Raw genomic sequence first — 17,783 nt, 5'->3', positions numbered from 1 at the left:
TCATTGACCATGCTCATCAAGCTTTGCTTGATGATGCCAAGACCTTAGTCCTGACGCTGTCGCATCCTTCGGATGCTGTGCTGCGGACGGCCCGCCAAACGATTGGCGACGGCCTCTGGCCTGTATGGGTGCCTCAAGCGCTCGTCGGGTCCGGAAAGGTTCAAACGACGTGTTCAAAGACTAAAAATGAGGTTCGCCTCAACCAGCTTCTCAAATGTTGCGCTTCGCTGACCTGGTGGTCATTGCGGGGCGGCCGCACCCGTTCCCATTCCGAACACGGCCGTGAAACGCCCCTGCGCCAATGGTACTCCGTCTCAAGACGCGGGAGAGTAGGTCGCTGCCAGGTCTGCAAAACGCAACATATCTTCTCGATCCACGAAACCAAACGGCCCTTGAAGCCGATCTCAAGGGCCGCCCACAAGCGGCCCTTTCGTCGTTTGACGGAAACTTGCAGTACGTCCCTTACGCGAGACAAATCGCCTTCGGCAATTTGCTCGCCAGCAGGCATAACCGCAAAAGCGGTTACGCCACCGCGATAAATCCCAAAGGGATTTGCGCATCGCTATTTTGCCTTCGGCAAAAAGCTCTCAGGTCGACGGTTCCCGTCGCCTGTACAACGCGGGGTGGAGCAGCCCGGTAGCTCGTCAGGCTCATAACCTGAAGGCCGCAGGTTCAAATCCTGCCCCCGCAACCAAATCTTATGAAGACTTTACCAAGAAGCCCTCCTCCAAGGAGGGCTTTCTTGCGTTCCGGGCCTTGCCCAGTTGAGGTGACCGAGTTTGCCTTAGAGCGTAAGCGGGTGTTGATCCCGGAGTTTGATGCGCATCAAAGAACGCTGTGGCGGAAGGGCGCATAGACAGATGTCACCGTGCCGTGCCAATAACGGATGTCCAAATCGGACATCTGCGGCTGGCCGCAACTGATGAGGGGACTGTGAAGAACCGCAAAGCACCTGCCTGGAGTGTTGTGTTCGCGTCGATCGCGGCCTACGCGCTCGTCGTGCAGATGCTGCTTGGGTCCTTCCTTCTCGGTTCGGCGGTCGCAGCTCCCATCCTCGATGACTTTGGAAACCCGCTTTGCATCACCCATGCCGGCGGTAGCGGCCAATCGGATCACAAGGACGGCTCAAAACTGCCCGAGTGCTGCACGCAGGCATGCAGCGTTCTCGCTCCAGCGCTCGCCCCGCAATTTTCCGACAATTTTCTGAACAACCGGCTGGAGGCCACCTCCAGACCGGTTCCGATCGTGGCGGATACAGGCCCCTTCGAACGCCCCGAGACCTCTCCTGGGAATCCCCGCGCGCCGCCTCAGGCGGCCTGAAGGCTTGTCGTGCAAAACGAACGCCGTCTTGCGACACGACATGCGGAACAAAGACTTAAGCGTGACGCGCGACACTGAGATCGCGGGCCGCTGTAAGTCGGGCAATCCTGCCATCTTCTGAGTTCACACCTGGCCAAACGGCAACGAAGCGGCGGAAGCCGCGTGTCGCGCCCTCGTGGTCGGCCGGACCGGAACACGGATAGGACCGCCCTTTCAACCCATCAACCAACCGGCCGGCGCCCTCGTGGCGGCCAGTCGCCCGAAAATCAGGCCGCCCAACGCGCGGCCAGGCATGGAGAGTTACATGTTGAAGGCAATCACGTTGAAGACAGTCACCACAACCACCGCCATCCTCGTGTTCGGCAGCACCGCCGCCCTGGCGCATGTCACCCTGGAAGGAAAAGACGCTCCCGTTGGCTCGACCTATAAGGCGGTGCTGCGCGTGCCGCATGGCTGCGAAGGCAAGCCCACGAACACCGTGCGGGTCCAGGTTCCGGAGGGGTTCTACGGCGTCAAGCCGCAGCCGAAGGCGGGCTGGACGCTCGACAAGGTCAGGGGAGCCTATGCCAAGGCTTACGACAATCACGGTTCTCCCGTCGCCGAAGGGGTGAAGGAAGTGGTCTGGAGCGGCGGCAACCTCGGCGACGACGAGTATGATGAATTCGTTCTGCGTGGCACGATTGCGGCCGACCTGAAAGCCGGCGACATGCTCTATTTCCCGGTAATCCAGGAGTGCCCGGAAGGCCTCAAGGAACGCTGGATCGAAGTGCCGGCTGCAGGCCAGAAGGCGTCGGACCTCGAACTTCCGGCGCCCGGCATAAAGCTTCTTCAGAAGACGGGCAATTAACGATCCATCCACCCGGGAGCATGAAGGCCGATGACGCCGCTTTGCCACAAGGCACTTTCACTGACCGGCACTCTGCAGCGCCTCGCGTCTGCGATCCTGCTGTGGCTGGTCATGACGGCGGCGGCATCCGCCCATGCGTCCCTCAACACGACCGAACCGCGCGATGGCTCGGTCGTGTGTGCGGCCCCGCGTGTGATGGTTCTAACATTCAGCGAGCCTGTCTCGCCGACCAGCCTGAAGCTCACGCGGCCGGATGGCACTACAGTCACCCTCAAAAGCTTCGCCCTGAAGGATAGGACGGTCGAGATTACGCCGCCCGGGGACCTTAAGGAGGGCAGCTACCTCCTCTCCTGGCGGGTAGTCTCCGAGGATGGCCACCCGATCGGCGGCTCGGTCGTCTTCTCGATCGGACAGCCGAACGCCGGCGCCCGGGGCGCTGCGGCCGATATCGACTGGCCGGTCCGCGCCGGCCTCTGGATCGGCAAGGTGGCGCTCTATGTCGGTCTCTTCTTGGGGGTCGGCGGCGCTTTTGCCATCCACTGGTTCGCGGACGGTTCCCGGAATGCGCTGAGGCAGGTGCTTGCAACTCTCGGCATCGGTTTTGCGGGTGCCTTGCTTTCAGCCGGCTTTCAGGGGCTCGATACGGTGGGCGAGCCTGTTTCGCGGCTCTTCTTGCCGACTGTCTGGAAGGCGGGAATGGTCACGAGCTTCGGGCCGACGGTCATTTTTGCGATCGCGGCCCTGGCGCTTGCGGGGCTCGCTCTGGCCAGCGGCAGGGGCAGGGATGCCCGCTGGATATCGATATCGGCGGTCATGACCGCGGCATTTGCCCTCTGCCTCAGCGGGCATGCGAGCGCGGCAGATCCGCAATGGCTGATGCGCCCGGCCGTTTTCCTGCATGTCGCGGCCATCGCGGTCTGGGCCGGCGCGCTGCTGCCGATTCTGGCCGAGTTTGGAAAAGGCAAAGAGGCGGCGGGCGCGGTACTGCACCGTTTCTCGGCCTTCATCCCATGGGCCGTCCTGGTGCTTGCCCTGGCTAGCGGGGTGCTCGCCGTCGTCCAGATCCGCACCCCCGCCGGGCTGGTTACGACGGCATACGGGATCGTATTCCTCGTCAAGCTCGGGCTGCTCGTCCTGCTGTTTGCCCTGGCAGCCGTCAACCGATGGAAACTCACGGCCGGTTCGGAAAAGGGAGAGCCCGCCGCAATCCGCCTGCTCGTTCGTTCGATCGCCGCGGAAACCATCATTCTGCTCCTCATCTTCGCGGTGGCTGCGACATGGCGGTTCACTCCGCCGCCACGCACGTTGATCGCTGAAGTTCAGAGGACTGCCGTGGTTCATCTGGAGACCAGCAAGGCGGTGGCTGACGTCAAGATCACGCCGGATCGGGTCGGGGAGGTCGCGATATCCGCGGCCATCGCCAAAAGCGACAGGTCGCCGCTCGATCCTCAGGAGGTGACGGTCGTGCTCTCTAACCCCGGGGCGGAGATCGAGCCGATAAGGCGCCGGGCCGAGAAAGGTAAGGACGGCTGGACGGTGCCCGATATCGTGCTTCCCATTCCCGGGCGGTGGCGACTTCGCCTTGACGTGATCATCAGCGATTTCGAGATCACCAGGATGGAGGGCGAGATCGAAATCGCGCCTTGACCTGATGCCGGCCTGAGGGCTCGCCTATCGCAGAGCGATCTTCATCCTTCCGCCACCCGTCGCCGCACGCGGATCAGCATCGGGCCATATTCGAGAACAAAGAGGCCGAAAGCGGCAAGCCATGCGGCGCCGGACAGCGAATAGATCAGGCTCGCAAATTCCGGGAAAAGGCCGGCGCTTGGCCTCAGGAGCGCGCAGAGTACGATCGCTGCATAAGATGCGACAGTCGTCCGCGATGCGGTCAGCACCCGTCCGGTATGGCCCCGGCTTGCTCGCGTCATAACGGCGAGCATCATCGTGGTCACGGTTCCGACACTCAGCACATGGATAGCGGAGGTCTCGTCGAAAAGGTTCACCGCTGCAAGGCCGATCGCAAGGAACCCAAGCGGCACGAACAGGTAGGCGATATGCAGGACGGTCACCAGCATTTCGGCCGTCGTCGTCCAGCCGCGCCAGCGTGCGAGCCGAATCGTGTGCATGGCTGCCGCCAGTCCTGCCGTCCCCGCGACGAGCTTTCCGTCGCCTAGAATGACCCAGGCGGCCAGAGCGACGACCCCGCACAGGATGGCCGCCGTATCAAACCGGTCGTAGGCGGCGGGGAAATCCGTCCGTCCGGTCTTGTTGATCCAGTTGCGGGTGAAGCTCGGGATGATTCGGCCGCCAACTACGAGGATCATTGCGATATAGGCCGAGAGGGCGAGCTTGATCCCCACGGATGGATGCTGCCCGCCGGCCACCGCCAGATGATACAGGATATTTGCGGTGGAGAGGGCGATCAGTCCACCGACAACCTTCAGATCCTTCCACTTTCGTCCCGCGACCACTTCGCGCACGCAGATGAAGAGGAGGAGGGGCAGAAAGGCACTGTCGGCCAGGATGGCGGCCACAGTACCGGTATAGTCGGAGAGAAGCAGCGCCAGCCTGCCGGCGACCCATACGAGAAACAGGAAGACCAGCGGCCATCCGGACACCGGCAGCCTGCCGGTCCAGTTGGGAACCGCGGTCAGCAGGAAACCGGCAAGCACGGCGCTCGCATAACCGAACAGCATCTCATGCGCATGCCGATGGACCGTGCCGTAGGACCCCGCCACGTCGATCAGTCCGGCCAGGCTCGCCATCCATAACAGCATGGCGACAGCCGCCCAGAGTGCCGCCGAGAGAAAAAATGGCCGGAAACCGTAGGAGAATATGATGGGGGCGGTTGTGGAAAGTCCCCTCGGAATGCTCCCAGGTCGCCGCGCAGCCGGAATTGTCGTCATCTTCGGAACTCCTTATCCGGCATCCTTGTAGCGGCGGCGGCGGCGCCCTTCTTTGCTGCGTCGCAAGCAGACCAAGGAATGTTTGCTGCCGGGCGCGGCAATACCGCATCTTCGATCTTGCCGCGGGTCATGCTACGATCGCGCCGACCCTAGCGGAGCATAGGCCGTTGAAGATCGATAAGAGCCTCGTCAGAAGTTTTCCCCTGTTCGAGAGGATGGAGGATGCCGATACCGAAGCCCTTCTCATTCACGCAACGTCCCGCAGGGTGCCGGTCGGCGAAGCCGTATTCGAACAGGGAGCGGCCGCGACGCATTTCTATCTGCTTCTGCATGGCAGGCTGAAAGTCACGCAGGTCACTGAAGACGGCCAGCAGATCATCGTGCGCGTCGTCCACCCGGGCGATCTCTTCGGTTTTGCCAAGGCGCTTCAACGGATGGACTATCCCGGCACGGCGATGGCCGTCGCGGAAAGCATCGCGCTTTGCTGGCCGACGGAACTCTGGCCCCAGTTCGTGGATCGAAATCCCCGCCTCGCGGTCACTGCGATGCAGACGATCGGGCAGCGCCTGGAAGAAGCCCATGCCCGTATCCGGGAGATGTCGACGCAGGAGGTCGAGCAGCGCGTCGCCCATGCGGTTCTGAGACTGGTCAAGCAGGCGGGCCGCAAGGAGGGAGACGCGGTGTGGATCGACTTCCCGATTTCCCGGCAGGACATAGCCGAGATGACCGGCACCACGCTGCATACCGTCTCGAGGATCATAAGCGCATGGGAGGCGAAGGGGCTGGTCGAAGGCGGGCGTCAGAAGCTCCTGGTGAAGGATGCCGACGGCCTGCGCGTGCTGGCAGAAAGCACGAAGGGATAGCGGGAACGGGATAGGCGTTCTGAAACGGGCGCCGGACAACCCGGCGAGATGCCTCAGATCTCCCGGGTGATCGATTCGCTCAGGCGCTCGATTTCCTCGATGATGAACAACGCCGGATCGTCCGCAGCGCCGGATGCTACCAGCTCGTAGACCGCAAGGCGCTTGTCTCGAACATTTCCCACATGCGAAACGAGCGGCGTCCTATCGTGGTACCTGGCCCTCCCCAGCGCCTGATCAGCGTTAGAAGCTTCATGGCGTCATCATCGCAGGGTTCCACGGCGGGTCGTAGGTCAGCTCCACCTCGACGCTCTTCACCCCGGCGACCGATGCGGCACAGGCCTGGATGGCTTCCTTCAGAAACGTCGAGGCGGGGCAGCCTTTCGTCGTGGTCGTCATCGATATGTACATGTCGCCGGCCTGATCCGCCTCGATGCGGTAGATCAGGCCCATGTCCACGACGCTGCGCCCAATCTCCGGATCGATGACCATGGAGAGCTGTTGTCTGACCTGCTTGATCAGGTCGGTCTGCTCGGACGTGTTAGGCATCGGCAACCCCTTTGCCGGTACGGATCATGATGCGGTAGGCGCTGCCGTCCCGATCGAAATTGCCCACCCATTGATGGCCCCGGCGCGTCAGTTCCGGGAACAGGAATACCGGCTCGCGCGCAAGCACCGCGAAGATCACTTCGCCCGGGTTGAGCGCTTCGGCCGCGCCGAGAATTCGCTGCATCGGTTCCGGCGGGTCAAGGTCGGAAAGGTCGAGCTGCACGGATGGCTCCGCCCAGAGTTCGGGCGAGACAGCGTTTTCGGAGTGCGCGACTGCTTCGTGCTGGCGTGGCGTGAAGCGGACCTCGAAATCCCCGCCGTCGAGTTCGATAACGGCGTGATCGAAGCCCTTGGCATCCAGGACGCGATAGAGCGGTTGCGGCTTGAAGGGCGCAAACAGCTTCAGTCCCTGGCCGGGCTGCAGCGTCCCGACCGCCGTCATGATCGCTTCGAACGGCTCGCCGCCGTTCTTCAGGATCGGCCTGACATCGAGTTCCTTGAATTCCTGGGTCATCGTGACCTCCCGTTGAAGCTTGGTAAAATGAGCCGCCGTGCGGCGACGGCCGATGGCAGCACGGTCGCGGCCGGGACCATGGCGAGACGGCGGGCCTGGATGAACTCGAGGGCGAGAGCGCAGACAGCCGCGAGCTGAGCGAGCGTAACCGCCCTGAACATGTCCGGCATGTCGAGGATCAGGACTGCGGTCGCCGTTGCCGTCGCGGTGAAATAGAGCCCGAACCACAAGGATGCCCGCCGCTCGTTGACCAGGTCCTGGACGCGCGGGACGGCTGTGCGGCCAAGAACGGGGCCGTAAAACTCCAGCCACGTCATGAATGCGACGATCTTGTAAAGCTGCCCGAGGCCAAGCCCGGTTAACCAGCCGAACGTGAAAAGATAGGCGACCGGCATCACCATCTCAGGCAGATTGCCGATCACGATCGAGACGGCGAAAAGAACGAAACAGAAGACCAGCATGCCGACCGCCACCAGGCTCGCCATCACGTTCAGTTCCACGGACTTCCGTTTCCGTTCGCGGAAGATCAAGTGGACATCGATCGCGTAGAGAAGAGCGGCAAGTCCCGAGAGCGCTATCGCCAGGTGAAGCGGCCAGTCTGCGGTCAAGCCGGTTCCATCGGAGAAGATGCCGCAGCCGGCGGCCACGAGAGCGGCGGCCGTTAGCCAGCCGATCGCCCGGCTTGTCCCGCGGGTCCTTTCGGGCGACAGCAGGAACATCGTCAGGAGGCGGTAGCTGACGCCGATCGCGGTGATGGTCATCCATCCGAACAGGCCGAGATAGGCGTGCGCCGGTCCGGCCGAGAGCAGCAGCTTGGCGAGATGCGGATCATCGGTGAGGCCGGAGAGAGAAAGGGTAAACAGCAGCCCGAGCAAGGCAGTGCCGATCAACGGCGCGCAGCCGAGCGCGAGGAACTTTGCCGGCAGCGAGTACGGCCGTGCTGCCGCAAGCGTGCCTGCTACCATCCAGCAGAGGCCGGCGAATGCCAGCGTCAGGAGGAGGCCGCTCACCGGCAGTGTCCATGTCCAGAGGGGCACGATATCAGCCAGGCCAAGAAAGCCGGTCAGCAGCAGGAGAAGCCCGACCATGGTCATGAGCAGCGCGGGCAGGGCGAGATGGGGAGATAACAGCTGCCGCGAGGCGATTACCGGCACGAACTGAAGCAGCGATCCGGCAAACAGGAGAGCGAGCCAGCCGACCGCGATCAGGTGAACGATCACCAGCGAGGCCGGGTCGTCGATGGAGGCGGATGGATATCCAAACCCCGATATCGTCAAGGCCAGCCCGGCGACCAGGCAGACCAATGCCGTCGCGAAATAGGACATCGTCCAGGGGGAGAGAGTGGCGCCGGGCATGGCTTTCGTCTTTCAATGACCGCAGCAGCAGTCGCAGCCGGAGCCCTGCGCCCGCTGGATTTCGACGCGCCAGACATCCGGACCCTGTTCGAGATATTGCCAGTCGAACTCTTCTGGATACCGGCTCTCGATCTGGTAGTGCAGCGGCCGCGGATCATGGTCGCTGGTAACATGCATGACGCCGCCGGGAATGAGGGACGTCAGCACGCCAAAAATCTTCGGGTGACGTTCGGCGGGCGCGAGCGTCCTGACATCGATGGAGGGGATCTCAATATCCGACATGGTATGTTCTGGGCCTTTCAAGCTGGTGCTGCGGCCTGGCCGATCCCTGCCGCCTCGATGACTTAGCAGCGGCGCGATCGACGGAATTTGCGTCGGGACAAATATTTTGCAGAAAGACGACGCTGTCGTTGATTTTGCACAAAGAGAGGCCGCCGCCGGGCAGATAAATGCTTTCCGATGAAAACTGGAAAGGAGCCCGACATGTCCGCAGCGATAATCGAGAAATATGGCGATGCACGGCTGCCGCGCTACACGAGCTATCCGACGGCTCCGAACTTCAGCGCGGATTTCGATGCCCCCGACTATCCAGCCTGGCTGAAGGCGTTGCCCCAAGGACAGCCAACCTCGCTCTACATCCACATCCCCTTCTGTCGGTCGATGTGCTGGTATTGCGGGTGTCACACGACGATCACCGAGCGCGACAGGCCCATTCTCGACTATATCGAGATACTTCACCGGGAGATCGAGCTTCTGGCGTCCGCCAGAGACGACGGCTTCAGCGTCGGGGAAATCCACTTCGGCGGCGGTACGCCGACCATCATCAGGCCAGAGGAATTTATCGCGCTGATGGATGCCTTTCGCAACCGCCTCGGTTTTGCGGGCGCTGTCAATGCCGCGGTCGAGATCGATCCGCGAACCTTGACCGGGGAGATGGCAGTTGCGCTCGGCCAGTCGGGCGTCACCCGCGCAAGCCTTGGCGTCCAGAGCTTCGATCCGAAGGTCCAGAGGGCGATCAACCGCGTTCAGAGCGTCGAGACGACGATGGATGCGGTCGAGCATCTTCGCCACAACAATATTAACGCGATCAACTTCGACCTCATCTATGGGCTGCCGTTTCAGACGGTCGAATCCTGCGTCGAGACGGTCGAAGCGGCCGTCAGCATGCGGCCGGATCGTCTTGCTGTCTTCGGTTATGCCCATATCCCAAGCTTCAAGAAGCACCAGCGCCTGATCGACGAGGCGGCACTTCCCGACGCGCGGGAGCGCGCGCTTCAGGCATCCGCGATCGCCGAGGCCCTTGTGGCGGCAGGATATGTCAGGATCGGTCTCGACCATTTCGCCCTGCCGGGCGACGACCTCTCGCTTGCACAGGCCGAAGGCCGGCTGCATCGGAATTTCCAAGGGTACACGACCGATGCCTGCGAGGCGCTCATCGGGCTCGGGGCGTCGTCGATCGGCCGGTTGCCGCAGGGGTATATTCAGAACGAGGTTCCTCCGGGCCTTTATGCAACCCGCGTGTCGAAAGGTGAATTGCCGGTCGCCAAGGGCTACCGTCTCACACCGGAAGATCGTCTGCGCGGCGAGGTGATCGAGAGGCTGATGTGCGACTTTACGGTGGATGTTGCGACCCTTGCGGCGGCCCATGGCTTCGATGCCGAGCTTCTGCTGAGGGGTAACGATCGGCTCGATGAGCTGGAACGAGACGGCCTGATCGAACGCCGGGGCGGCGTCATCCGCGTCTCGGAAGATCACCGGTTCATCGTCAGAGCCGCGGCCTCGGCGTTTGATGCCTATCTGAACAGAAGCGGCAGGTCGTTCAGCAAGGCGGCATAGGGTTCAGAACTGAAATTGGAGGTCCGGCAGTCCGCCGAGCCGGACCTCCCACGCGGCCGAGATCCCCTTATCCCGTCAGGCCGCGATAGATGGCGGGCAGAGCCGCGGGGAGCTTTGAGATATCTCCGACGACCGCGTAACCGTTGCGGCCGAACATCGTCGGCAGGTAGGACTTCGCATCCTTGTCCACCGTCACGGCGAAGATGTTGACGCCGAGGCGTCTCGCCTCCTGCACGGCGCGGCGGCTGTCTTCCATCGCGAAACGCCCCTCGTAGTGATCGATATCGTTGGGCTTGCCGTCGGTCAGCACGAGAAGCAGCCGGGTCCGGTTGGGGCGTTTTGCGAGGTCCGCCGTGGCGTGCCGCAGGGCGGCTCCAAGGCGGGTGTAATATCCGGGTTTCAGGCCGGCGATCCGATCCTCCACGACTGGCGAAAGCCGCTCGTCGAAGCCTTTCACGGTCTCGACCCGCACCCAGGAGCGACGGCGGGAAGTGAAGGTGAGGATGGAGTGATCCGTGCCGCAGGCGCTCAGGCCCTGCGCAAGGACGAGAAGCGCTTCCTTCTCGACATCCAGAACCCGCCGGTTGTCGATCCAGGCGTCGGTGGAGAGGGAAACGTCGACAAGAATGGTGACGGCAAGATCGGGCGTGCGCGGCCGGCTTGCCACGTGGATACGGTCGGTTGCCTGCCCTCCGGCCAGGAGATCGGTCCGGCGCCGGACGACGGCGTCGAGATCGAGTTCCACGCCGTCCAGCTGCGACTTCAGCATTTCCTGGCGCGGCCGCAGGATCTCGAACTGCTTGCGCACCTTCCTCACCAGCGCCTTCGTGTCTTCCGACGTTTCGAGGCGGTCGCCGCTCGCTGATGTCGGGACGGCGAGGACCCGGCAATGGTTCTTCAGATAGGTTGCCTTCCGGTAGTCCCATTCGGGATAGGTCAGTTCGGCGGCGATTTCCTGGAGATCGACCATTTCCGGCGGAAGGTCGAGATCGAAGTGGAAACGCGAGGAGGGGCGTTCCTTGCGGCGTCCCAGAACCATTTCGTCGAGATCCTCGGCGGCCTTGCCGTCTTCCTCGGGCTTGTCGTCGGTCGGCCGGTCGACATTGACCATTTCCGTCATCGCCAGAATTTTCTCGAAGCGGTTGAGGATGAACGGGCTCCGCTCGGAGCGCTTCTCGTCCTCCCGCTCGCGCTTCGCGCTGAACCTTCTCTTCCCGGCCGGACCCTCCGGATCGCCGAGCGGGGTTTCCGAATCCTCCGCCGAAGAACGGGTTTCCTCATGGGATAAGAATTCCGGCCAGAGCGGCACGTCCATCATAGGCTGGTAGCCCGGTGGGGCATGGCGGGGGAAGATCGCGCCCGGCGTGTCGTCCGGCAGGCCCGCGCCTGCCCGCAGCAGGCTGACGATCCTGCTTTCCAGCAGTCTTTCCACCGAGGGAAGCCTGCCGCGGTGACGATCGGTAAGCGTTGACCGACATAAATTTCGATAGACCTGGCGCAAGCCGGGAAATGCGGCAAGCGTTTCGTCCACATTGGAGATCGCCATATGCAGCCGCTCGAGATCCCGTGCGAGGGGATCCGACGAGGCTGGCCGGGTCTCGGGCAACGTGGCGATGGCGGCCGTCAGCCAGATGTAGAGCGCCCGGTTCAGGCTGCGGTCCGGAAAGAAGTCGATGACATCAGGCAGCATCGCGCGGGCGAAATCCCGGCCGGAGCGGGCAATCCGCTCCTCGCCGAGCCCCACAAGCTGGCGAAACTTCAGGCGATGTTTCGACGTGCGCTGATGGGCTGCCACGAGCTGGACCGCGTGATCGCCTCCGAACCCGCGGAAGCAGGATGCGAGGACGGGTTTTATCTCGTCCAGCGTCACCGCCTGCTCGGGATAGCGCGGCAGGCTTCGTGTCTGGCCGACCAGGCGATGCCAAGCCTTGCCGACGGTTTCTTCCAGCTCGAGAAAATCCAGCATCAGAGCACCTCAGGCAACCACGGCATTCGCCACTTCGATCAACGCCGCGCGCACATCCGGATCGTCGGTCAGCGGCTCGATCATGGCAGCCCGAATAGCATGGCGCGGGTCGAGCCCGCTTTCGATCAGCGTGGCGCAATAGACAAGCAGGCGCGTCGAAACGCCCTCCTCCAGGTCGTGTCCCTTGAGGGCGCGCAGGCGATGGGCGAGATTTACCAGCGGCACGACATGGCGCTCGGAAAGGCCGCTTTCGGCCGCAACGATCGCCACTTCCTGTTCCCGGGGAAGGAAGTCGAACTCGATCGCCACGAAGCGCTGCTTGGTGGAAGGCTTCAATGCCTTGAGGATGTTCTGGTAGCCGGGGTTGTAGGAGACGACCAGCATGAACTCCGGCGGCGCCTCCAGCACCTCACCGGTTCTTTCGAGCGGCAGGATGCGGCGGTCGTCGGTCAAGGGGTGGATGACGACAGCGATATCCTTCCGCGCTTCGACGATTTCATCGAGATAGCAGATGCCGCCGCCGCGCACCGACTTCGTCAACGGGCCATCCACCCAGATGGTCTCGCCGCCCTTGAGGAGGAACCGGCCGGTCAGATCGGCGGCAGCCAGATCGTCATGGCAGGAAACGGTCGCAAGCGGCAGTCCGAGACGCTCGGCCATGTGGCAAACGAAGCGGGTCTTTCCGCATCCGGTCGGACCTTTCAAGAGAAGCGGAAGCTGCCGCTTCCACGCGGTTTCGAACAGCTCGCATTCGTTGCCTGCGGGAATGTAGTGCGGGATCGGTCCGGCCTGGGCCGGCTTTATCGGAGAAATCGTGGTCATTGGAATGTCCTGATCTTGGAGGGGCCGAGAAGGGCGGCCCCGTAGTTGAAACGGAGCCGCGCTGCATCATTCGGCCGGTTGGATTCTCGAAGTGCCGGCGGGTCGCCGTTCTCGGCTCGGGACGAACAGGGCCCAGAGGAACATCAGCGCCGAGATCAGCACGAAGACGCCCGATCCGAGCCGGACCCAATAGAAGATCGCCAGCTGGTCCTGGACATCCATGAAGCTTTCGCCGAGGACGCGCTGCAGGTGCACCTGAAGGACGCCGGCGAAGGTCAGCGCGAAGGTCATGACGGACATCGCCGTGCACATGATCCAGAAGCTGGCCATCGAAAGCCACTGGTTATAAGGGCTGCGGCCCCGAAGCTCCGGCACGGCATAGGCCATGACGGCAAGGTTCAGCATCACATAGGCACCGAAGAAGGCGAGATGGCCATGGGCTGCGGTGAGCTGGGTGCCGTGGGTATAGTAGTTGACCGACGACAGCGTGTGGAGGAAGCCCCAGACACCCGCGCCGAAGAAGGCCATGACCGAGCAACCGATCGACCAGAGAAGTGCGGCCCGGTTCGGGTGTTTGCGCCCGGCCTTCCAGGTCATCACGAAGGTGAAGACGACCATGGTGAAGAAGGGCGCCACTTCGAGCGTCGAGAAGAGCGAGCCGATCCACTGCCAATAGCCGGGCGCGCCGATCCAGTAGAAATGGTGGCCGGTGCCGAGAATGCCGGAGAAGAGGGCAAGGCCGACGATCACGTAGAGCCATTTTTCGACCACTTCGCGGTCGATGCCGTTCAGCTTGATCATCAGGAAGGCCAGCACCGAGGCCATGATCAGTTCCCAGACGCCCTCGACCCACAGATGGACGACATACCACCAGTACATCTTGTCGAGCGCGAGGTTGGCCGGGTTGTAGAAGGCGAACAGGAAGAAGATCGCCACGCCCCAGAGGCCGAAGATCAGGATATTGGTGACGACCGTCTTGCGGCCCTTGAGCACCGTGAGCGTGACATTGAACAGGAACATCAGCGCGACGATAACGATACCGACCTTGATAACGAACGGCTGTTCCAGGAACTCGCGGCCTTCGTGATAGTGGAACAGATAACCGACCACGGCGATCGCCGCCGCAACGAGGAAAAGCCAGAACTGGGCAACGGCGATCCGGGTGCTGTACAGCTCCGTTTCGGCCTCCTCGGGCAGCAGGTAGTAGGTCGATCCCATGAAGCCCATCAGCAGCCAGACGATGAGCGCGTTGGTGTGGATCATCCGCACGATGTTGAAGGGCAGCAGTTCCGAAAGCGTGTTCGGCAGGACGTAGATCGTTCCCGCCAGAACACCGAACAGGATCTGGGCGATGAACAGGCCGAGCGCGCCGTAAAAATACAGCATGGCGACCTTCTGGGTTTGATATTTCATGTGTTTTTCCCTTCCCGTGAGATCAGCCGGCGTCGTTCGGCGGCCAGTTCTGGGTCTTGATCCTGCTCGTCCATTCGAGGAAGTTGGCCAGGTCGTCGAGTTCACGTTCCGTGAGGTTGAACTGCGGCATCTGCCGCCTGCCTTCGATGCCGCTCGGTTGTGCGGCCATCCAGGCCTTCAGCGTCGCGCGGGCCGTGTCCGGGTCGGTATCGCCGCCCCAGCGTTTCCACACATTGCCGAGCTCGGGGGCGAAATAGGCGCCTTCCCCGAGGATCGTATGGCAGTTGATACAGGCGTTCTTTTCCCAGACATGTTTGCCGCGCGCGACGGAATCCGTGAGCGTGCTTTCGTCCGTGGACGTGGTTCGCATGTAGTAGTGGCTGTGGGCGGTAAGCCCGAGAAAGATTACGAAGAAGAACGCGGAGCCGCCGTAAAAGACGTTACGAGCCCCGGTCTTTGTGAGGCGTTCTGCCATCCTCATGTCCCCTTTGTGCGGATGCCTTGCGGGTTGCTGTGGGGCCACATCCGCAAAAAGCGGACGACGACCCGTGAAGCTTCTATGAGGGGTTTTCCGGAGCCGCTCTTTGCGATTTACCAAACAAAAAAGCGTTGCCCGCGGAGTCCGTTATTTTTGAAGGGTAAGCGTTAGCTTTCCTAATGGCGCACGGGCAACGACGGGGCCGCCTGAGATCAGGCAGGTGCCGGAGAGGAAAAGTGCAGGTGAGAACCGAACCTAAAGAATGGCCATCAGTACGACCTTGCCCAGCGACAGGGCAGAGAAGAAGACAGGCCAGATCATCAGCGCACGGGCCAGATTGGGTCGCATCCCCCGCAGGTCCATGAAGTCGAGCACGATGAGCCTTATCTTTGCAATGGCCATGACGAGGATGACGGCAAGTGCCGCTGCCGGTATCACCTCATGCTTCCATTGTGCGGCGATCAATGCGCCGACGATGCCGAGCATCATGACCCAATTGGCGCTGCCGAAGAGTTTCGAACCGTCCATTCCGGCCTCCTAGCCCAGATAGATCAGGGGAAACATCACCAGCCAGACGATGTCGATGACATGCCAGATGGTCGTCAGCGTGACGATCGTCGAACGTTCCAGCCTGATTGCCGCCAACAGGAAGAGGGCGGCAACGAATGCGACATGGGCGAGGTGGAAGCCGGTGATGAGAAAGTAGAGTTCGAAAAAGGTCTGCAGGTTCTCGTCACCTGCCGCGGCCCATTCGGAACTGTATTCGGCGAATTTGAGGGCGACGAAGAGGAAACCCAACAATGCCACGCCGAGCAGGAAGAGGCGCTGCCGGCGAGGTTTTCCCTGGGAGCTGGCGGCAAGCGCCGCCTGCCAGCTGCTCGCCAGCAGCACGACTGTATTGAGCCCCGCCAGCCGCGGCGCGAGGTGGAGCTTTGCGAGTGCAAAACTTTCCGGATGCAGCATGGACGTAACGACATAGCCGGTCAGCAGGATGCCGAACGCCGCAAGCTCGCCCCAGACGAGCACCCAGAGAAGAAGGTCGCCGCCTTCATCCCTCTCTTCGCTGGTCGAGATTGCCGCCATTCCGAAACCTCCGGTATTCTTCCGTCCCGGAAAATGGAGGCAATACAGATCCGGCTCTTTGTCATATCGCAAAGAAACGGCAGATAGAGGGGGTAGGATGACGGCAAACCAAGGATTTGCCATGTCTGATGCACAAGTCGGCCTTCTGATGGCCGCCCCGATCATTGTCATATTCGCCATCGCCCTCAAACGGATGGGGGTCCTGCAGGGTTACAGCTCGCTGGCCGCAGTCGTCTTTTCCGTCGCCATCGCGGGCGTCCTCTTCTGGCAACAGTAGCGGCTCCGCAATGCTGCGGTTTCTTTGCGGAATCACGTGGCCGATCAGCCGTGTCGGCATCAAGATCTGGGAGTATGACCTCTTCCACGAACGAAGGTCACGGCTTCGTTTTGAACCTCGCCTTCGTTGTTCAGGACAGCGCGCCACAGGCGGTTTCCGAGACGAACGCTCAGGCGGGACGTTCCGATGTCCTCAGCTTCGCCACGCTCCACGGTACTTGTCACGAGACCTTGGCGGATTCTCTGCCGGAACTCATCGCGAGACAGCCCGAACCGACCGGCGATCTCACCGGATTCCAGGATGAAGTCGCCATTCGGGTCGCGTTCGATATGCATCGCTCTTCCTCAGGTCGATGATGTTGAGGCGAGGTTCGCTGTTCAACGCTTTTTTACGTTCTACGACACTGATCGAAGTCGTGGAAAGGTCTCGGCGATAACGATTTCGTCGCAAGTGTCCGGTTGTCATGGCGAGCCAGCCTTGCTCAGAGCCTGTGGCCCGTCACCTTGTCGAAGAGGTGAACCTGCTTGGCGTCGATCGAAATGCCGACCGTGTCGCCGAACCTGACATCGATGCGCTCCCGGAAAAGGCAGGAGAGCTGCTCGCCGCCGCAATCGAGCTTGGCAAAGATTTCCGAGCCGGTGCCTTCGACGATCGCCGCGCGGCCCTGGATGCCCTGGTCGCTGGCGCGGATGTGTTCCGGCCTGATGCCGTAGACGAGCGGGCGGCCGCCCGCCTTGGCCGGCGACAAGTCGGCCGGGAGCGGCAGGATAAGCCCCTTGTCGGTGCGGAAAACGCCTTCCTCGATCTTGCCGTCCAGAAAGTTCATGGCCGGCGAACCGATGAAGCCGGCGACGAAGAGGTTGGCCGGCCGGTCGTAGAGTTCCAGCGGAGCGCCGACCTGCTCGATATTGCCGTCGTGCAATACGACGATCTTGTCTGCCATGGTCATGGCTTCGATCTGGTCGTGCGTCACGTAGATCGTCGTCGTGCCGATGCGCTGGTGCATGGCCTTGATCTCGCTGCGCATCACCACACGCAGCTTGGCGTCGAGGTTCGAGAGCGGTTCGTCGAAAAGAAACACCTGCGGATTGCGGACGATCGCCCGGCCCATGGCGACGCGCTGGCGCTGGCCGCCGGAAAGCTGGCGAGGGTAGCGTTCAAGCAGGTTTTCCAGGCCGAGGATAGCGGCCGCCTTCTTCACCCGCTCGGCGGTATCGGCAGGGTTCGCTCTCTTGAGCTTCAGCGCGAAGCCCATGTTGTCCGCCACCGTCATATGCGGATAGAGCGCGTAGTTCTGGAATACCATGGCGATGTCGCGGTCGCGGGCCGGCAGGTTGCTGACCTCGCGGGCGCCGATGCGGATCTCGCCGCCGCTGACCTCTTCGAGCCCGGCGACCATGCGCAGCAGGGTGGACTTGCCGCAGCCCGAAGGGCCGACGAGAACGACGAATTCCCCGTCGGCAATATCGACGCTCAGGTTCTCGATGACGTTGACCGCGCCGAAGCGCTTCTGGATGTTGTGAAGGGTGACGGTTGCCATGAAGTTCGATCCTGTTT

20 protein-coding genes, 1 tRNA gene and 1 rRNA gene are annotated in these 17,783 nt (G+C 62.1%); 8 read left to right on the top strand and 14 right to left on the bottom strand.

Translation table 11 applies throughout. From position 1 onward, the window contains the following. Positions 1-231 precede the first annotated feature (231 nt). From rrf to RG540_RS17645, 5 genes are all read left to right on the top strand, one after another. Positions 232-346, top strand: a 5S ribosomal RNA gene (rrf, locus tag RG540_RS17665). A gap of 271 nt (positions 347-617) precedes the next feature. Next, positions 618-694, top strand: a tRNA-Met gene (locus RG540_RS17660). Positions 695-933: 239 nt separating this feature from the next. After that, a complete protein-coding gene (locus RG540_RS31175) occupies positions 934-1,320 on the top strand; it encodes a hypothetical protein (protein ID WP_051909516.1) in 387 nt (128 codons plus the stop codon). A 304-nt stretch (positions 1,321-1,624) separates the two neighbouring features. Next, positions 1,625-2,167, top strand: coding sequence for a YcnI family copper-binding membrane protein (locus RG540_RS17650; RefSeq protein WP_046602048.1), 543 nt, complete (start codon positions 1,625-1,627; stop codon positions 2,165-2,167). Between the two features lie 30 nt (positions 2,168-2,197). Next, entirely contained in the window at positions 2,198-3,814 is a 1,617-nt protein-coding gene (locus RG540_RS17645) for a copper resistance CopC/CopD family protein (RefSeq protein ID WP_046602049.1), read from the top strand. A 41-nt stretch (positions 3,815-3,855) separates the two neighbouring features. On the opposite strand, the gene RG540_RS17640 is transcribed toward RG540_RS17645, so the two are convergent. After that, positions 3,856-5,073: an NnrS family protein gene (locus RG540_RS17640; protein WP_038590602.1), complete on the bottom strand. Its 1,218-nt coding sequence runs from the start codon at positions 5,071-5,073 to the stop codon at positions 3,856-3,858. Positions 5,074-5,240: 167 nt separating this feature from the next. Here RG540_RS17640 and RG540_RS17635 point away from each other — a divergent pair, with 167 nt between their 5' ends. Further along, on the top strand, positions 5,241-5,936 hold the full coding sequence (locus tag RG540_RS17635; protein ID WP_038590599.1) for a Crp/Fnr family transcriptional regulator: 696 nt from the start codon (positions 5,241-5,243) through the stop codon (positions 5,934-5,936). Between the two features lie 53 nt (positions 5,937-5,989). Here RG540_RS17635 and RG540_RS33485 read toward each other — a convergent pair whose 3' ends face one another. From RG540_RS33485 to RG540_RS17615, 5 genes are all read right to left on the bottom strand, one after another. Continuing rightward, positions 5,990-6,118 (bottom strand): hypothetical protein, encoded by a 129-nt coding sequence (locus RG540_RS33485; RefSeq protein ID WP_275451992.1) that lies wholly within the window; start codon positions 6,116-6,118, stop codon positions 5,990-5,992. A 67-nt stretch (positions 6,119-6,185) separates the two neighbouring features. Then, positions 6,186-6,482 (bottom strand): metal-sulfur cluster assembly factor, encoded by a 297-nt coding sequence (locus RG540_RS17630; protein WP_038590596.1) that lies wholly within the window; start codon positions 6,480-6,482, stop codon positions 6,186-6,188. After that, the gene (locus RG540_RS17625) at positions 6,475-6,996 is read right to left on the bottom strand and encodes a DUF2249 domain-containing protein (RefSeq protein WP_038590593.1); all 522 of its coding nucleotides are present in this window, start codon (positions 6,994-6,996) and stop codon (positions 6,475-6,477) included. Before RG540_RS17625 ends, RG540_RS17630 begins: the two co-directional genes overlap by 8 nt. Next, positions 6,993-8,351, bottom strand: a complete 1,359-nt coding sequence (locus tag RG540_RS17620) for a hypothetical protein (protein ID WP_038590590.1) — start codon at positions 8,349-8,351, stop codon at positions 6,993-6,995. Before RG540_RS17620 ends, RG540_RS17625 begins: the two co-directional genes overlap by 4 nt. Before the next feature lie 12 nt (positions 8,352-8,363). After that, positions 8,364-8,633 carry a DUF2249 domain-containing protein gene (locus RG540_RS17615; protein WP_038590587.1) on the bottom strand — a complete coding sequence of 90 codons (270 nt, stop codon included), beginning with the start codon at positions 8,631-8,633 and terminating at the stop codon, positions 8,364-8,366. A gap of 201 nt (positions 8,634-8,834) precedes the next feature. Between RG540_RS17615 and hemN the strand changes: the two genes are divergently transcribed. Continuing rightward, the gene (gene hemN / locus RG540_RS17610) at positions 8,835-10,187 is read left to right on the top strand and encodes an oxygen-independent coproporphyrinogen III oxidase (RefSeq protein WP_038590585.1); all 1,353 of its coding nucleotides are present in this window, start codon (positions 8,835-8,837) and stop codon (positions 10,185-10,187) included. Between the two features lie 67 nt (positions 10,188-10,254). Here the strand turns inward: hemN and RG540_RS17605 are convergent, their stop codons facing one another. The 6 genes from RG540_RS17605 to RG540_RS17580 all read right to left on the bottom strand — a co-directional run bounded on the left by RG540_RS17605 (position 10,255) and on the right by RG540_RS17580 (position 15,949). Beyond that, positions 10,255-12,153, bottom strand: a complete 1,899-nt coding sequence (locus RG540_RS17605) for a nitric oxide reductase activation protein NorD (protein ID WP_038590582.1) — start codon at positions 12,151-12,153, stop codon at positions 10,255-10,257. 9 nt (positions 12,154-12,162) lie between these two features. Continuing rightward, entirely contained in the window at positions 12,163-12,975 is an 813-nt protein-coding gene (locus RG540_RS17600) for a CbbQ/NirQ/NorQ/GpvN family protein (RefSeq protein ID WP_038590579.1), read from the bottom strand. Between the two features lie 66 nt (positions 12,976-13,041). Then, positions 13,042-14,388 (bottom strand): nitric-oxide reductase large subunit, encoded by a 1,347-nt coding sequence (locus tag RG540_RS17595; RefSeq protein ID WP_038590576.1) that lies wholly within the window; start codon positions 14,386-14,388, stop codon positions 13,042-13,044. Positions 14,389-14,410: 22 nt separating this feature from the next. Beyond that, positions 14,411-14,863 (bottom strand): c-type cytochrome, encoded by a 453-nt coding sequence (locus RG540_RS17590; protein WP_038546246.1) that lies wholly within the window; start codon positions 14,861-14,863, stop codon positions 14,411-14,413. A 258-nt stretch (positions 14,864-15,121) separates the two neighbouring features. Further along, positions 15,122-15,394, bottom strand: a complete 273-nt coding sequence (locus RG540_RS17585; RefSeq protein ID WP_038590573.1) for a cytochrome C oxidase subunit IV family protein — start codon at positions 15,392-15,394, stop codon at positions 15,122-15,124. Between the two features lie 9 nt (positions 15,395-15,403). Further along, a complete protein-coding gene (locus RG540_RS17580) occupies positions 15,404-15,949 on the bottom strand; it encodes a cytochrome c oxidase subunit 3 (protein WP_038590570.1) in 546 nt (181 codons plus the stop codon). A 121-nt stretch (positions 15,950-16,070) separates the two neighbouring features. On the opposite strand from RG540_RS17580, the gene RG540_RS32880 reads away from it, so the two are divergent. After that, complete coding sequence (locus RG540_RS32880; protein WP_167551678.1) at positions 16,071-16,226, top strand: hypothetical protein; 156 nt, start codon at positions 16,071-16,073, stop codon at positions 16,224-16,226. 59 nt (positions 16,227-16,285) lie between these two features. Here the strand turns inward: RG540_RS32880 and RG540_RS17570 are convergent, their stop codons facing one another. Both RG540_RS17570 and RG540_RS17565 read right to left on the bottom strand, forming a co-directional pair. Next, positions 16,286-16,561, bottom strand: coding sequence for a DUF6522 family protein (locus RG540_RS17570; RefSeq protein ID WP_038590564.1), 276 nt, complete (start codon positions 16,559-16,561; stop codon positions 16,286-16,288). 146 nt (positions 16,562-16,707) lie between these two features. Next, positions 16,708-17,766 (bottom strand): ABC transporter ATP-binding protein, encoded by a 1,059-nt coding sequence (locus tag RG540_RS17565; RefSeq protein ID WP_038590562.1) that lies wholly within the window; start codon positions 17,764-17,766, stop codon positions 16,708-16,710. Positions 17,767-17,783 lie beyond the last annotated feature (17 nt).

The sequence above is a fragment of the Neorhizobium galegae bv. orientalis str. HAMBI 540 genome, assembly GCF_000731315.1.
In the GTDB taxonomy this organism is placed as follows: domain Bacteria; phylum Pseudomonadota; class Alphaproteobacteria; order Rhizobiales; family Rhizobiaceae; genus Neorhizobium; species Neorhizobium galegae.
The sequence above is the reverse complement of the archived record's forward strand: the minus strand, read 5'-3'. Positions and strand labels throughout refer to the sequence as shown.

Coding starts and splice junctions, on each gene's coding strand:
- RG540_RS17620 (WP_038590590.1), bottom strand. CDS start 8,351: ATGCCCGGCGCCACTCTCTCCCCCTGGACGATGTCCTATTTCGCGACG.
- RG540_RS17565 (WP_038590562.1), bottom strand. CDS start 17,766: ATGGCAACCGTCACCCTTCACAACATCCAGAAGCGCTTCGGCGCGGTC.
- RG540_RS17590 (WP_038546246.1), bottom strand. CDS start 14,863: ATGGCAGAACGCCTCACAAAGACCGGGGCTCGTAACGTCTTTTACGGC.
- RG540_RS17580 (WP_038590570.1), bottom strand. CDS start 15,949: ATGGCGGCAATCTCGACCAGCGAAGAGAGGGATGAAGGCGGCGACCTT.
- RG540_RS17615 (WP_038590587.1), bottom strand. CDS start 8,633: ATGTCGGATATTGAGATCCCCTCCATCGATGTCAGGACGCTCGCGCCC.
- RG540_RS17625 (WP_038590593.1), bottom strand. CDS start 6,996: ATGACCCAGGAATTCAAGGAACTCGATGTCAGGCCGATCCTGAAGAAC.
- RG540_RS17585 (WP_038590573.1), bottom strand. CDS start 15,394: ATGGACGGTTCGAAACTCTTCGGCAGCGCCAATTGGGTCATGATGCTC.
- RG540_RS17600 (WP_038590579.1), bottom strand. CDS start 12,975: ATGACCACGATTTCTCCGATAAAGCCGGCCCAGGCCGGACCGATCCCG.
- hemN (WP_038590585.1), top strand. CDS start 8,835: ATGTCCGCAGCGATAATCGAGAAATATGGCGATGCACGGCTGCCGCGC.
- RG540_RS17595 (WP_038590576.1), bottom strand. CDS start 14,388: ATGAAATATCAAACCCAGAAGGTCGCCATGCTGTATTTTTACGGCGCG.
- RG540_RS17570 (WP_038590564.1), bottom strand. CDS start 16,561: ATGCATATCGAACGCGACCCGAATGGCGACTTCATCCTGGAATCCGGT.
- RG540_RS17630 (WP_038590596.1), bottom strand. CDS start 6,482: ATGCCTAACACGTCCGAGCAGACCGACCTGATCAAGCAGGTCAGACAA.
- RG540_RS17605 (WP_038590582.1), bottom strand. CDS start 12,153: ATGCTGGATTTTCTCGAGCTGGAAGAAACCGTCGGCAAGGCTTGGCAT.
- RG540_RS32880 (WP_167551678.1), top strand. CDS start 16,071: ATGTCTGATGCACAAGTCGGCCTTCTGATGGCCGCCCCGATCATTGTC.
- RG540_RS17645 (WP_046602049.1), top strand. CDS start 2,198: ATGACGCCGCTTTGCCACAAGGCACTTTCACTGACCGGCACTCTGCAG.
- RG540_RS17650 (WP_046602048.1), top strand. CDS start 1,625: ATGTTGAAGGCAATCACGTTGAAGACAGTCACCACAACCACCGCCATC.
- RG540_RS17640 (WP_038590602.1), bottom strand. CDS start 5,073: ATGACGACAATTCCGGCTGCGCGGCGACCTGGGAGCATTCCGAGGGGA.